The 14629-nt window shown below is 70.6% G+C and carries 15 protein-coding genes; 13 read left to right on the top strand and 2 right to left on the bottom strand.

All coding sequences use genetic code 11. The annotated features are described in order from the left end of the window. Positions 1–40: 40 nt before the first annotated feature. From KFLA_RS21890 to KFLA_RS21830, 13 genes are all read left to right on the top strand, one after another. Positions 41–616 carry a DUF6891 domain-containing protein gene (locus KFLA_RS21890; RefSeq protein ID WP_237706562.1) on the top strand — a complete coding sequence of 192 codons (576 nt, stop codon included), beginning with the start codon at positions 41–43 and terminating at the stop codon, positions 614–616. Positions 617–721: 105 nt separating this feature from the next. Further along, positions 722–1354 (top strand): pyridoxal 5'-phosphate synthase glutaminase subunit PdxT, encoded by a 633-nt coding sequence (pdxT, locus tag KFLA_RS21885; RefSeq protein WP_012921996.1) that lies wholly within the window; start codon positions 722–724, stop codon positions 1352–1354. Between the two features lie 32 nt (positions 1355–1386). After that, positions 1387–2148: a YebC/PmpR family DNA-binding transcriptional regulator gene (locus KFLA_RS21880; protein WP_012921995.1), complete on the top strand. Its 762-nt coding sequence runs from the start codon at positions 1387–1389 to the stop codon at positions 2146–2148. A gap of 41 nt (positions 2149–2189) precedes the next feature. Beyond that, on the top strand, positions 2190–2651 hold the full coding sequence (locus tag KFLA_RS21875) for a hotdog fold domain-containing protein (RefSeq protein ID WP_012921994.1): 462 nt from the start codon (positions 2190–2192) through the stop codon (positions 2649–2651). Between the two features lie 27 nt (positions 2652–2678). Continuing rightward, entirely contained in the window at positions 2679–3848 is a 1170-nt protein-coding gene (locus KFLA_RS21870) for a GNAT family N-acetyltransferase (RefSeq protein WP_012921993.1), read from the top strand. Positions 3849–3947: 99 nt separating this feature from the next. Continuing rightward, positions 3948–4574 (top strand): crossover junction endodeoxyribonuclease RuvC, encoded by a 627-nt coding sequence (gene ruvC, locus KFLA_RS21865; protein ID WP_012921992.1) that lies wholly within the window; start codon positions 3948–3950, stop codon positions 4572–4574. Beyond that, the gene (gene ruvA / locus KFLA_RS37125; RefSeq protein ID WP_012921991.1) at positions 4571–5170 is read left to right on the top strand and encodes a Holliday junction branch migration protein RuvA; all 600 of its coding nucleotides are present in this window, start codon (positions 4571–4573) and stop codon (positions 5168–5170) included. Before ruvC ends, ruvA begins: the two co-directional genes overlap by 4 nt. 3 nt (positions 5171–5173) lie before the next feature. Then, on the top strand, positions 5174–6226 hold the full coding sequence (ruvB, locus tag KFLA_RS37120) for a Holliday junction branch migration DNA helicase RuvB (RefSeq protein WP_012921990.1): 1053 nt from the start codon (positions 5174–5176) through the stop codon (positions 6224–6226). Positions 6227–6533: 307 nt separating this feature from the next. Beyond that, on the top strand, positions 6534–6974 hold the full coding sequence (gene yajC, locus KFLA_RS21850; protein ID WP_012921989.1) for a preprotein translocase subunit YajC: 441 nt from the start codon (positions 6534–6536) through the stop codon (positions 6972–6974). Between the two features lie 83 nt (positions 6975–7057). After that, the gene (gene secD, locus KFLA_RS21845; RefSeq protein WP_012921988.1) at positions 7058–8815 is read left to right on the top strand and encodes a protein translocase subunit SecD; all 1758 of its coding nucleotides are present in this window, start codon (positions 7058–7060) and stop codon (positions 8813–8815) included. Then, positions 8815–10017 (top strand): protein translocase subunit SecF, encoded by a 1203-nt coding sequence (gene secF / locus KFLA_RS21840; protein ID WP_012921987.1) that lies wholly within the window; start codon positions 8815–8817, stop codon positions 10015–10017. Before secD ends, secF begins: the two co-directional genes overlap by 1 nt. 22 nt (positions 10018–10039) lie before the next feature. Then, positions 10040–10579 carry an adenine phosphoribosyltransferase gene (locus KFLA_RS21835; protein WP_012921986.1) on the top strand — a complete coding sequence of 180 codons (540 nt, stop codon included), beginning with the start codon at positions 10040–10042 and terminating at the stop codon, positions 10577–10579. 118 nt (positions 10580–10697) lie between these two features. Next, positions 10698–13067, top strand: coding sequence for a RelA/SpoT family protein (locus KFLA_RS21830; protein ID WP_041290368.1), 2370 nt, complete (start codon positions 10698–10700; stop codon positions 13065–13067). A gap of 48 nt (positions 13068–13115) precedes the next feature. Here KFLA_RS21830 and KFLA_RS35835 read toward each other — a convergent pair whose 3' ends face one another. Beyond that, entirely contained in the window at positions 13116–14003 is an 888-nt protein-coding gene (locus tag KFLA_RS35835; protein ID WP_012921984.1) for a phosphotransferase family protein, read from the bottom strand. A 115-nt stretch (positions 14004–14118) separates the two neighbouring features. After that, positions 14119–14613 (bottom strand): GNAT family N-acetyltransferase, encoded by a 495-nt coding sequence (locus KFLA_RS21820; protein WP_012921983.1) that lies wholly within the window; start codon positions 14611–14613, stop codon positions 14119–14121. Positions 14614–14629: the final 16 nt, after the last annotated feature.

Below are 14629 nucleotides of genomic sequence, written 5' to 3'. Positions count from 1 at the left end.
ATATCTTGGGGAGTGTGGATGGACTGTCGAAGCTCCTGCGGTGGCGCCGGCTCGCCGAGCGCGGCAGGTGATCGGCGAGCGCACGGACCGGGAGCTGCGCGGGCTTGCGCGAGTCCTGGTCCGATCGGGGTACGCCGACCGGGCTGCCGTGACCGCGGCGCTGACGGAGGCTGTGCAGGAGGACGCTCCGTCAGCGGACCCGGCAGTACTGGTTCCTGAGCTGATTGGGGAGGCCGCCGCAGCCCTGCGCGCCGATGCTGAGACCTGGCCGGCCGAGACCAACCCGGACCGGCTGGACGCCGTACTGGACGAGTTGGAGTCGCTCGGGATCGTGGTGGTGCGCTACTGCGCGGATCACCACGAGGCCCGCAAGGCGCTGGAGGCCGCGTCGGATCCGAAGGGTCTGGTCTTCTTCACCGACACCGACGTCTGGCACGCCGTCGACTTCGGCATGCTGGAGCTCAAGCTCTGGCATCCCGACACCGCCAACGTCGCGCCCGGCGAGCCGCTGCTCGAGGACGTCCTGACCCTGCTGCACGAGCGTGACCTGCCGGCCGTCTTCGACGAAGGCCGCATCGAGGTCACCGTGACCTGGCAACGCAGGGTCTCGCTGTGACGTCCTTGCAGGCGGCAGCTATCAGACACTGGGGATCGGGCCGCACGAGCACAAGCTGCTCGGAGCCGGTGGCTCGGGTGGACAAGACCGGAAGGGAGACCTGACGTGAGCGAGCCGGTGATCGGTGTCTTCGCGCTGCAGGGCAACGTGCGCGAGCACCTGGCGATGCTGGCCGAGGTCGGCGTCGAGGGGAAACCGGTACGGCGTCCGTCGGAGCTGGACGCGGTGGACGGCCTGGTGCTGCCCGGTGGCGAGTCCACCACGATGGGCAAGCTGGCCCGGTCGTTCGAGCTGTTCGAGCCGCTGCGGAAGCGGATCGCGGACGGGATGCCGGTGTTCGGCACCTGCGCGGGAATGATCATGCTGGCCGAAGACATCACCGGCGGGATCGCGGGCCAGGAGACACTCGGCGGGCTGGACGTCACCGTGCGCCGCAACGCGTTCGGCCGGCAGGTCGACTCGTTCGAGGCCGACCTGGACTTCGCCGCGTTCAGTACGCCGTACCACGCGGTGTTCATCCGGGCACCGTGGGTGGAGCGGGTCGGCCGGGACGTCGAGGTGCTGTCGACGGTGAGCGAGGGCCCCGACGCCGGGTGGGACCGGGCGGGGCCGGAGGCACAACACAGTAGGATCGTCGCGGTTCGCCACGACCGGCTGCTGGCCACGTCGTTCCACCCGGAGATGACGGGGGACGCCAGGTTGCACGGCTACTTCGCCGACCTGGTGCGCGACCACTAAGTCAGTTCGGCGGTAGAAGGGTTGGGTTCGCGATGTCAGGCCACTCCAAATGGGCCACCACCAAGCACAAGAAAGCGGTCATCGACTCGAGGCGCGCCAAGCTCTTCGCGAAGCTGATCAAGAACATCGAGGTGGCCGCCCGCACCGGCGGCGGTGACCTCGCGGGCAACCCCACCCTGTACGACGCGGTCCAGAAGGCGAAGAAGTCCTCGGTCCCGAACGACAACATCGAGCGCGCGGTCAAGCGCGGCTCCGGTGCCGAGGCCGGCGGCGCGGACTGGCAGTCGATCACCTACGAGGGCTACGGGCCGAACGGCGTCGCGATGCTGATCGAGTGCCTGACCGACAACCGGAACCGGGCCGCGGCCGACGTCCGGACCGCGATGAGCCGCAACGGCGGGTCGCTGGCCGACCCGAACAGCGTCGCCTACCTGTTCAACCGCAAGGGCGTCATCGTGCTCTCCAAGGAGCAGGACGGCCGGACGCTGACCGAGGACGACCTGATGGAGGCCGTGCTCGAGGCCGGCGCCGACGAGGTCAACGACCTGGGGGAGTCGTTCGAGGTGATCAGCGAGGCGAGCGACCTGGTCAAGGTCCGGACCGCGCTGCAGGAGGCCGGCATCGACTACGAGTCGGCCGACGCCTCGTTCGTGCCGTCGATGACGGTCGAGCTGGACGCCGAGGGCGCGAACAAGATCTTCCGGCTGATCGACGCCCTCGAGGACAGCGACGACGTGCAGAACGTCTACGCCAACTTCGACGTCTCCGACGAGGTGATGGCGCAGGTCGGCTGACCCGCGCTGCCCGCCGCCGTACTTGCGGGTAACATCTCGCTATGGCGACCCAGGTGCTGGCGATGTGGCAGAAGTTCCGGACGTTGCCGGGCGGGACGAGGGCGTTCTCCTACGCCTTCACCCGCCGGGCGCCGTACTTCCGGTCGGTTCGGCCGCGGTTCGTGCAGGTCAGCCCGAACTACGCCGCGCTGGTGCTGCCCAAGCGGCGCGCGGTGCAGAACCACATCGGCACCGTGCACGCGATCGCGGTCTGCAACGGGCTGGAGGCGGCGATGGGCGCGCTCGCCGAGGCGACCGTGCCGGCCGGCAAGCGCTGGCTGCCCAAGGGCATGGACGTCGCGTACCTGGCCAAGTCCACTTCGGACCTGACCTGCAGCGCCGAGACCGACCCGGCCGACTGGACCGCCGGGCCGGACGTCCCGGTCCGGGTCCGGGCCACCCGTGCCGACGGCACGGTCGTCGTCGAGGGCACCATCCACCTCTGGGTAACCGACAGGAAATGATCGCCCTGGCGACGTAGGGTCCGGGGTGTGACCGATGACCTGCGCCTTGTCGACATCACCGAGACCCAGCTGGACGACGTACTGCGGGTTCGGGCCCGCTCGTTCGGCCTGCTCGCCGCCGGAGCCCGGGAGGACTGGGTCCGGGACGCGGTGGAGTTCGTGCACGACGGCCGGTTCCTCGGCGTCGTCTCCGGCGACGAGGTGGTCGCCGCGGCCCGGATCTGGGACTTCCAGCAGTGGTGGGGCGGCCGGCGTGTGCCGATGGCCGGAATCGCCGGCGTGGTGGTCGCACCGGAGTACCGGGGGCGGGGAGTCGGCAGCCTGCTGATGCGAGGGGTGCTGGAGCGAAGCCGCGACAAAGGCATGCCGATCAGCGCGCTCTACCCGGCCACCACGGTGATCTACCGGCACCTCGGCTACGAGTTCGGCGGTCACCGGTACCGCTTCTCCTTCCAGGCGGCGGATCTGCGCTCGCTGGGAGGTCGTGAGGTTGCCGTGCGCCGGGCTGGTGCGAAGGACGCGGCTCGCTTCCTGGAGCTGGTCGGCACGGCGCACGAGGCTTCCCGGGCCAGCGGTCTGCTGGTCTGGCCGGAGTCGAAGATCGCCGAGTGGCTCGAGGACGAGGAGAACTTCGCCTACCTCGCCGAGGACGGCTTCGTGGTCTACAACTGGTCCGACGGTGACCTGCAGGTCGACGAGCTCGTCGCGCACAGCGAGGCGACCGCCCGGGCGCTCTGGGCGACCGTCGGCTCCGGCGCGTCCATCGCGCGCACCGTGCACGCCTACCTCTCGCCGAACGACCCGGTGCACCTGCTGGTCGAGCACGAGGCCGACAAGCAGGCGCACGTCCAGCGCTGGATGCTGCGGCTGCTGGACGCTCCCGCCGCGATCGCTGCGCGCGGATTCGCGCCGGGCGCTGCGGCTGAGGTCGACCTGCTGATCGACGACCCCGGCGTACCGGCTCAGTCCGGGCGGTGGCACCTGTCCGTTGCCGACGGCACCGGTGAGCTCACGCCGTCGGACCGCAGCGGCGACGTGCTGCAGCTCGGCTCCCGTGGACTGGCCGCCCTGTACGCCGGTACGCCGCTGGCCGCGCTGCGCACCGCGGGCCTGGTGACCGGTGGTCCGGTGGCGTCGGATCGGCTGCTGGACACGGCGTTCGGTGGCGCGGCGCCGTACATGCTCGACTACTTCTGATCGACCGGTGGGCTGAGCCTTCGCCGTCCGGCGGCGCGTCGATTTCGTCCGGCCGCGGTGCCCGCTTAGGGTTGTCGAACAAACGTTCGGAGGTGGTCCATGCGCGTGCTCGGCGTCGACCCGGGGCTCACCCGGTGCGGCCTCGGCATCGTCGAGGGTGCGCCCGGCCGGCCGCCGAAGCTGGTCGCCGTCGGGGTGATCCGGACACCGACCGACCTGGACGTGGCCCAGCGGCTGGTCCTGATCGAGGCCGGGATCGAGCAATGGATCGCCGAGCACGCGCCGGACGCGGTCGCGGTGGAGCGGGTCTTCGCGCAGCACAACGTGCGGACGGTGATGGGCACCGCGCAGGCGTCCGGTGTGGCGATGGTGGTTGCTGCCCGGCGCGGGCTGCCGGTCGCGCTGCACACACCGAGTGAGGTCAAGGCCGCGGTGACCGGTTCGGGGCGAGCCGGCAAGGAGCAGGTGACATCGATGGTGACGCGCATCCTGCAGCTGCCCGAGCGGCCGACGCCGGCCGACGCTGCGGACGCGCTGGCGCTGGCGATCTGCCACGTCTGGCGTGGCGCGGGCACGAGCCGGCGGCAGGAGGCCGCGCAGTCCGAGCTGGAAGCCCGGGCGCGGGCGCAGTCCCAGGTGCAGGTGGCAAAGGTTCAGGCCGCGCTGGCCCAGGCGACGCAGATCCGCCAGGCGCAGCTGCGGGCAGTACGAGGAGGGAAGCGATGATCGCGTTCGTGCGTGGCCCGGTGGCCGCGATCGGGGTCGACAGTGCGGTGATCGAGGTCGGCGGCGTCGGGATGCAGGTATTCTGCCACCCCGGCACACTGGCTGGTCTGCGCCCCGGCCAGGAGGCCCGGGTGGCCACGTCGATGGTGGTCCGTGAGGACTCGCTGACGCTGTACGGCTTCGCCGACGACGACGAGAAGAGCCTGTTCGAGCTGCTGCTGACCGCCTCCGGCGTCGGGCCGAAGCTGGCCCAGGCCGCGCTCGCGGTGCTCAGCCCGGACCAGCTGCGCCAGGCCGTCGCGAGCGAGGACCTGGCGATGCTGGTCAAGGTGCCGGGCATCGGCAAGAAGGGCGCTCAGCGGGTCGTGCTGGAGCTGAAGGACAAGATCGGCGCGCCGAGCAAGATGGTGGCCGGCCGGCCACTGCAGGCGACCGAGGCCTGGAAGGACCAGGTCCAGGCCGGCCTGGTCGGCCTCGGTTGGTCCGCCCGCGACGCCGAGGACGCCGTGGTCGCGGTCTCGCCGCTGGCCGCAGAGGGCGAGCCGTCCGTGCCGGACCTGCTCCGGGCCGCGCTGCGCGTGCTGTCGAAGGCGTAGCGGATGGACGAGAACGTCAGGCCGCTGGTCTCCGCCGACGCGGTCGACCTGGAGGAACGCAAGATCGAGTCGGCGCTGCGCCCGCGCACGCTGGCCGAGTTCGGTGGTCAGCGCCGCGTCAGCGAGCAGCTCGAGCTGGTGCTGCACGCCGCCCGCGGCCGCCGGCGCGCGCCGGACCACGTGCTGCTGTCCGGCCCGCCGGGGCTGGGCAAGACCACGCTGGCGATGATCATCGCCGCCGAGCTGTCGGCGCCGCTGCGGGTGACCAGCGGGCCGGCCATCCAGCACGCCGGCGACCTGGCCGCGATCCTGTCCGGGCTGAGCGAGGGCGAGGTGCTGTTCCTCGACGAGATCCACCGGATGTCCCGCCCGGCCGAAGAGCTGCTGTACATGGCGATGGAGGACTTCCGGGTCGACGTGATCGTCGGCAAGGGACCGGGCGCGACCGCGATCCCGCTGGAGATCCCGCCGTTCACGCTGGTCGGCGCGACCACCCGGGCCGGGCTGCTGCCGGGGCCGCTGCGGGACCGGTTCGGGTTCACCGGGCACCTGGAGTTCTACGCCGCCGCCGAGCTGGAGAAGATCGTCAACCGGTCGGCCGCGCTGCTGGACGTGGACATCACGCCGGAGGCCGCGACCGAGATCGCCTCCCGCTCCCGCGGCACACCCCGGATCGCGAACCGGCTGCTGCGCCGGGTTCGCGACTACGCCGAGGTCCGCGCCGACGGCATCGTCACGATCGCGCTGTCGAAGGCCGCACTGGACCTGTACGAGGTGGACCGGATGGGCCTGGACCGGCTGGACCGGGCCGTGCTGGACGCCCTGTGCCGCCGGTTCGGCGGGGGACCGGTCGGCCTGTCCACTCTCGCGGTGGCGGTCGGCGAGGAACGCGAGACCGTGGAGGAGGTGGCCGAGCCGTTCCTGGTCCGCTCGGGCTACCTGGCCCGCACGCCGCGGGGCCGGGTGGCGACTCCGGCGGCCTGGCGGCATCTCGGCCTGACGGTGCCGAAGGGCGCGACGTTCGCCGACACGCTGTTCGACGCCGACGACGAGTGACCGGCCGCGGCCACGTCCGGCCGCCGGCGGCGGCGAAGATCGTACGGCGATCCGCACCGGGAACTTCGGGGACGATCGCGCGCGTTCACCGGGGGAGACCGTGCGGCGGCACGGTCCACGACGTGAGCGCGGTGGTCCTCGCCAGGCGTCCGGGGCGCGAGTGACGTAAACGTGACCCGGCGTCATGAGGTACTTGCCGCCGCTCAGGGTTAGACTCCCCGATGGCCTGACCTCAGGCCGTCCCGACGTGGTACGCACGCAGCGCGTGCCGGGCCCCCGTACTCTTGATGAAGGATTCTGAGTCCCGATGGAACTGATCGCCGTACCGCTGGCCTCCTCCGGGGGTGGCTCGGGCTTCACGCTCCTGCTGCCGCTGATCCTGATCGTGGGCATGATCTGGTTCATGAGCCGCACGCAGCGCAAGCAGCGGCAGCGGCAGGCCGACACGGTCGCCGCGCTGACGCCCGGCACCAAGGTCGTCACCACCAGCGGCATGGTCGGCATCGTCGAGGAGGTCGACGACGAGTACGTCACCCTCGAGGTGTCCGACGGCATGCTGGTCCAGTTCCTCAAGCCCGCCATCGGCCGGATCATCCCGGACGAGGACGAGCCGGCCACCGCGGTGACCGAGGCCCCGGTCGAGGACCGGGTCGCCGACGACCCCCGGGACACCGTCGACGTGCCGGAGACCGGTGACGTGAAGGCGCAGGACAAGCCGAAGACGCCGCCGACGCACACCGAGAACTGAAGCTCCCGTCCCATCGGCGTGCGGCGCGCAGCGGCGTCCTGTGACGCCGCGGTGCGCCCAGAAGCGCAAAGGTTGAATCTGACGTGGCAACAACGACGACCTCCCGGCCGGGGCGGCTGCTGATCGTGCTCGGCGTCGTCCTGGTCCTGCTGTTCGCGATCATGGGGCTGACCAAGACCTGGGAGCCCAAGCTCGGCCTGGACCTGCGCGGTGGCACCACCATCACGCTGACGGCCAAGTCGTTGGCCGGCGGTGGCACGGTCACCCCGGAGCAGCTGACCGAGGCCAAGAACATCATCTCGCAGCGGGTGAACGGCGCGGGCGTCGGCGAGGCCGAGATCGCCACCGCCGGTGGCAGCCACATCAACGTGGCGGTCCCGGGGGCCAGTCAGGACAGTCTGATCAAGCAGGTCGGCCAGACGGCCCTGCTGTACTTCCGGGTCGTCTACGACGCCCAGGCCGGTGCGCCGCTGCCGGCGGCCACGCCGACGCCGACCCCGACCGGCAAGCCGTCCACCACGCCGAAGCCGTCGGCCACGCCGAGCGCCAAGCCGTCCAGCACGCTCAAGCCGGCCAGCCCGACGGCGACGCCGAACGGCCGCGCCTGGAGCAGCGTGCTCGCCGACGCCACCCCGACGCCCACGCCGGCACCGACCGCCAAGCCGAGCACCCCGGCGGCTCCGCCCGCGACGCCGTCGGCCCCGCCGGCCAACGCCGGGGACCCGCTGCAGTGGCAGCCCGACGCCGCCAGCCAGCAGGCGTTCGCGGCGTACACGTGTGACAAGCCGGCGCCGGTCGACGACCCGGCCAAGCCGCTGATCTCCTGCGACCGGGAGAAGACCACGAAGTACCTGCTCGGCCCGGCGATCCTCAAGGGCACCGACCTGGCCGACGCCTCCGCGGGCATCCCGCAGGGCGGCTTCCAGTGGCAGGTCAACCTGAACTTCAACAACGAGGGCGGCGAGAAGTTCCTCCAGGCCACCACGGCGCTGTCGCAGCGCGGCCAGGGCCAGAACCTGTTCGCGATCGTGCTGGACGGCGAGACCATGTCGACGCCGAGCGTCGAGAACCCGATCCCCGGCGGGCAGGCGCAGATCAGCGGGTCGTTCAGCGAGTCCGAGGCCCGCGACCTGGCGAACGTGCTGAAGTACGGCGCGCTGCCGGTGTCGTTCGACATCTCCTCGGTCGAGACGATCTCGCCGCAGCTGGGCGGTGACCAGCTGTCGGCCGGCATCTGGGCCGGCCTGATCGGCCTGCTGCTCGTCATCGTCTTCTCGTTCCTGTACTACCGCGGTCTGGGCCTGGTCGTGGTGCTCTCGCTGGCCGTCGCCGCCGCGCTGACCTACGCGGCGGTGGTGCTACTCGGCAAGACGATGGGCTTCACGCTGACGCTGGCCGGGATCGCCGGCCTGATCGTGGCGATCGGTATCACCGCGGACTCGTTCGTCATCTACTTCGAACGGCTGCGCGACGAGGTCCGCGAGGGCCGCAGCCTGCGCTCCTCGGTGGAGACCGGCTGGGCCCGGGCCAAGCACACGATCATCGCGGCCGACTCGATCTCGCTGCTCGCCGCGATCGTGCTCTACGTGCTCGCGGTCGGCGGCGTGAAGGGCTTCGCCTTCACCCTCGGCCTGACCACGCTGATCGACCTGCTGGTGGTCTTCGTCTTCACCAAGCCGCTGGTCACCCTGCTGGCCCGGACCGACTTCTTCGGCCACGGCCACCGGCTGTCCGGCCTCGACCCCGAGCAGCTGGGTGTCGAGCGGCTGCCCGGTCAGACGAAACCGTCGCAGCGCCCGGTCAAGGCGTCGACGCGCAAGCCCGTGGGAGGCGAGGTCTGATGTCGAAGCTCGGAACCATCGGTGCCAAGCTGCACCGCGGTGAGATCTCCTACGACTTCGTCGGCAAGCGCAAGCTCTGGTTCACCGTCTCGCTGGTGCTGGTCGCGATCTCGCTGCTCGGGCTGTTCGCCCGCGGCCTCGCGCTCGGCATCGAGTTCAAGGGCGGCGTCGAGTACCAGGCGAACGTCAAGGTCACCGACAGCACGGTGGACGACTTCTCCAACGCGGTGAAGGCGACCAACGCCGAGGATCTGGGCGACCCGGTGGTCACCACGATCGGCACCGACAAGGTGCGGGTGCAGACCCGGCCGCTGAGCCAGGACGACATCACCAAGGTCCGCGCGGCGATCGCCCAGGAGGCCGGCGTCCAGCCGAACCAGGTGAGCAACTCCCAGATCGGCGCCTCCTGGGGCGACCAGATCGCGAACAAGGCGATCTGGGCCCTGGTGGTGTTCCTGTTCCTGGTCTTCCTGGTGATCTGGGCCTACTTCCGGGAACCGAAGGCCTCGATGGCCGCGATCATCGCGCTGGTGCACGACGTGCTGATCACGATCGGCGTCTACGCGCTGGTCGGCTTCGACGTCACCCCGGCCACGGTGATCGGTGTGCTGACGATTCTCGGCTACTCGCTGTACGACACCGTCGTGGTGTTCGACAAGGTCCGGGAGAACACCCGAGGCATCACCGGGTCGAACCGCCAGACCTACAGCGACGCGGCCAACCTGGCCGTGAACCAGACCGTCGTCCGCTCGATCAACACCACGCTGATCGCGCTGATGCCGGTCGGCTCGATCCTGGTCGTCGGCACGGTCGTGCTCGGTACCGGTCCGCTGAAGGACCTCTCGCTGGCCCTGTTCGTCGGTATCGCCATCGGCGCGTACTCCTCGGTCTTCATCGCCCCGGCGCTGCTGGCCGCCTTCAAGGAGCGCGAGCCGGGCATGCAGGCGCTGCGCCGCCGGGTGATGGCCCGCCGCGCCCAGACCGCGGGCTCGGCCGGTACGCCGGTCCCCGCGCTGGCCGGTGCCGGCGCCACGGGTGCCACCGCGGCGCCCGCCGGTGCGACCCGGGTGCAGGACGTCCGACCGAAGTCCAAGGGTGTCACCGCCGGTACGCCGGTGGCCTCGAACCGTCCGGTGAAGTCGACCGGCGCGGCCGGCCGGCCGCAGCCGACCCGCAAACCGCGCTCCAAGCGCGGCAAGTGACCACGTCCACGGAAAGGTGCCGATGCGTTCGCTGGAAGAGGTCCTGAAGGCGGGCATCCGCGACATCCCGGACTACCCGCAGGCGGGAGTGGTGTTCAAGGACATCACCCCGCTGCTGGCCGACCACAGCGGCTTCGCCCAGGTGGTCGAGGCGCTGGCCGCGGCGGGCCGGGACGACGACGGCGCCCCGCTGGTCGACAAGGTGGTCGGGATCGAGGCCCGGGGCTTCATCCTGGCCGCGCCGGTCGCGCTGGCTCTGGGAGCCGGCTTCGTGCCGGTCCGGAAGAAGGGCAAGCTGCCGGGCCCGACGTACGAGGAGTCGTACGCGCTGGAGTACGGCGAGGCGACCATCGAGGTGCACCAGGACGCCTTCGCGCCGGGGGACCGGGTGCTGGTGATCGACGACGTGCTGGCCACCGGCGGCACGGTCGAGGCCTGCCTGAAGCTGGTCCGCCGCTGCGGCGCCGAGGTGCTGGGCACCACGGTGCTGCTGGAGCTGTCGTTCCTGCCCGGCCGGGAGCGGCTGGCCGGCGAGTCGCTGAGCGCGCTCGTCACTGTCTGAAGTCGGTGCCGACGTCAAATCGGCGTGTTGTCCACAGGCCGTGTCCGCCGGGTTGGCGGATGCCCTCTAGACTGGTGGCCTGTCGGCGGAGGGACACAACGTGGGCGAAGACCCGGCGATGACGTCAGCGGTACCGAACGTGGTGCCGCACGAGCCTCCGCGCGCCCCCGTGCGCCCGGCGGTCAGCTCGTCACCGCCTGCGCCCGCCCAGCCGCCGCGGATCGCGCCCGCCCGGGTCCGGGCCCGGCTGGCCCGCCTCGGCGGCACCCGCCACCCGAACCGGGCGCCGATGCTGGAGCCGCTGTTCAGGGTGGTCCGGGCGACGCACCCCAAGGCCGACCTGGGCATGATCGAGCGGGCCTACCGGACCGCCGAGAAGCACCACACCGGCCAGCTGCGCAAGAGCGGTGACGCCTACATCACCCACCCGCTCGCCGTCGCCACCATCCTGGCCGAGCTGGGCATGACCGCGCCGACGCTGTGCGCCGCGCTGCTGCACGACACCGTCGAGGACACCGACTACACGCTCGAAGAGCTGACCAAGGACTTCAGCGAAGAGATCGCCATGCTGGTCGACGGCGTGACGAAGCTGGACAAGGTCAAGTACGGCGAGTCCGCGCAGGCCGAGACGATCCGCAAGATGGTCGTCGCGATGGCCAAGGACATCCGGGTGCTGGTGATCAAGCTCGCCGACCGGCTGCACAACATGCGCACGCTGGGCTTCCTGCGTCAGGAGAAGCAGGAGCGGATCGCCCGCGAGACGCTGGAGATCTACGCCCCGCTGGCCCACCGGCTCGGTATGAACACGATCAAGTGGGAGCTCGAGGACCTGTCGTTCTCGACCCTGCACCCGAAGGTGTACGACGAGATCGTCCGGCTGGTCGCCGAGCGCGCCCCGTCCCGCGACGAGTACCTCGCCTCGGTGATCGACCAGGTGCACGAGGACCTGCGCGCCGCCAAGGTGAAGGCGACCGTCACCGGCCGGCCCAAGCACTACTACTCGATCTATCAGAAGATGATCGTGCGCGGCCGCGAGTTCGGCGACATCTACGACCTGGTCGGCATTCGCGTGCTGGTCGAGTCGGTCCGCGACTGCTACGCGGCGCTCGGCGTGCTGCACGCGCGGTGGAACCCGGTGCCCGGCCGGTTCAAGGACTACATCGCGATGCCGAAGTTCAACATGTACCAGTCGCTGCACACCACCGTGATCGGGCCGCAGGGCAAGCCGGTGGAGCTGCAGATCCGGTCGTTCTCGATGCACCGGCGCGCGGAGTACGGCATCGCCGCGCACTGGAAGTACAAGGAGGACCCGAACGCCCCGGCCCCCGAGGTCGGCGCCCCGCAGACCACCGAGGTCGGCGCGCCCAACGACATGCCGTGGGTCCGCCAGCTGGTCGACTGGCAGCGGGAGACCTCCGACCCGTCGGAGTTCCTCGACTCGCTGCGGTTCGAGATCAACAACTCCGAGGTCTACGTCTTCACCCCGCGCGGCGACGTGATGTCGCTGCCGACCGGCTCGTCGCCGGTCGACTTCGCCTACGCGATCCACACCGAGGTCGGGCACCGCTGCATCGGCGCCCGGGTGAACGGCCGGCTCGTGCCGCTGGAAAGCACGCTGGAGAACGGCGACGTCGTCGAGGTCTTCACCTCCAAGGCCCAGGGTGCGGGCCCGTCGCGCGACTGGCTCGGCTTCGTCAAGAGCCCGCGGGCGCGCAACAAGATCAAGCACTGGTTCAGCAAGGAACGCCGCGACGAGGCGATCGAGCACGGCAAGGACGCGATCGCCAAGCAGCTGCGCAAGGAAGGCCTGCCGCTGCAGCGTCTGCTCTCGCACGAGACGCTCACCGCGGTGGCGAACTCGCTGCGCTACCCCGACGTCACCGGTCTGTACGCCGCGGTGGGGGAGAGCCACGTCAGCGCCCAGGCCGTCGTCCGCCGGCTGATCGAGACCTACGGCGGCGAGGAGGGTGCGGCCGAGGACCTCGCCGAGGGCCTGCGGCTGCCGCAGACCCGGGAGCGCCGCAAGCGCACCGCCCGCGGCGACGCCGGTGTCATCGTCAAGGGCGCCACCGACGTGCTGTCGAAGCTGGCCCGCTGCTGCACCCCGGTGCCCGGCGACGAGATCATCGGCTGGGTGACCCGCGGCGCCGGCGTCTCGGTGCACCGCGCCGACTGCGCCAACGTGGAGAACCTGCAGACCCAGCCCGAGCGCATCGTCGAGGTCGAGTGGGCTCCGACGGCCCAGTCCGTCTTCCTGGTCGCCATCCAGGTGGAGGCCCTGGACCGGGCCCGCCTGCTGTCGGACATCACCCGCGTCCTGTCGGACTACCACGTCAACATCCTGTCCGCCGCGCTCACCACCACCCGCGACCGGATCGCCAAGTCCCGCTTCACCTTCGAGATGGGCGACCCGACCCACCTGGGCCACGTCCTCAAGGCCGTCCGCTCGGTCGAAGGCGTCTTCGACGTCTACCGCGTCACCCAGTAGTCCCCGCGCACAAGCCTCGCCGTACACCGGCCGGGGCTTGTGCCGTCGTCACCCCAGACCGCGCTCGCCGAGCGCGAGGTGGAGGTTGATCGCCTCGGTGTCCCGCGCGTGAATCGTCCAGCTCAGCATGGCCAGCGTTTGGCAGGCCCAGTACCTGCGCAACCTGTCGGCCGGGATCGTCGTGTGAACGACCTCCTCGATCCGGTCCAGCGCGGCCGCGGCCGGACGCTGTTCGTCGCTGGGGACGCCGGCCGCCCAGGTCAGATCGAACAACAACTTCACCAAGCCGAACCTCCGGTCTCCACGTGCCACGCCGAGGTTCCAGTCGACGACACCGGTGACCGCACCCGTCCGGCCGAACAGCACGTTCGGCACCGTCAGATCCGGATGCACCAAATCGTCCCCGTCGATCGCGAGCCCCGCAGCGCCGGCGCCGGACGACGCCGGACCACCGTGCGACGGGGAATCGAGCTCTCGGATCCGGTCCAGCAGACGGCTGCTACGAGCGCCGTACTGCTCCAGCAGCCCGTGAGCGGGAGAAAGCCGCACCTGCGGTCCGGGAACGTCCGCCCGATCGGCCAGCAGGCCGGCGAAGCGATCGTTCATCGCGACGATCGCGTCGACCGTCTCAGCGCCGGCTTCGGTGATCGTGGCGCCAGGCAACTTCTCCTGCACCACCGCCGTCCGCCCGCGGATCACCGGCACGACAGCCTCGATCCGGGGAACCGGAATCCCGCGCTCCCGAACCTCCCCGAGGACCTCCGCTGTTTGGACCATCCGCTGCCACGACACCAGACCGGTCGTGACCACTCCCTCCCGGCCGTCAGGCCACCGCACGAACACCGCCCCGCCCGACTGCCCTTGACTGGCGACGCCCGACACCTTGAGCCCCCAGCCCAGCTGCCGATTGACCTCAGCTACCAGGCGCATGCTCATGGCTGGAGCTTAGAAGGGCCGAAGCTCGCTCAACGGCCGTACCTGGCAGCTCACTAGGGCGTGTTGGAGTCGCGGATGCCGGCTGAGGTAGCTGCCGACGGCTGGTTCGAGGGGCTCACGACTCGCCCCGGCGAGGACGTGCGTTCCGGTCGCGCTGATGCGGGGCCGGGCGAACCAGATAGACGTCGACGGGGTCTTCGGATTCCAGGACGAAGCCGTGGCGCTCGTACAGGCGCCGGGCCGGGCTGCCCTGGAGTACGTTCAGCCGGGTGGTTGTACCTTGCGCGTCACTCTCGTGGAGAATTGCTTGCAGGACGGCCGAACCGAGGCCACGGCCCTGGTACTGCGCTGCCAGATAGAAATGCTCCAGCCACTGGCCGTCCTGCACAGGCCGCACGGTGATCGATCCGGCGAGCGCGCCGTTGATCTCGATGACCGACGAGTGCTGCGACAGCGAGTCACGGACGCGCTGACGTACTCGGTCCTCGTCGTAGCGGCCCAAGCGTTCGAGATCCGGGCGCATGACTGTCGCGCGGAGCTCGGCGATCGCGTCGATGTCCGTCGGAGTCACCGGGCGGAGCGACCAGGGCGAACTCGTGCTGTCGTTCATGGCGGAATCGTCTCAG

This window comes from Kribbella flavida DSM 17836 (assembly GCF_000024345.1).
In the GTDB taxonomy this organism is placed as follows: Bacteria; Actinomycetota; Actinomycetes; order Propionibacteriales; family Kribbellaceae; genus Kribbella; species Kribbella flavida.
Note: the sequence above shows the minus strand (reverse complement) of the source record. Positions and strands in the feature narration are given on the sequence as shown.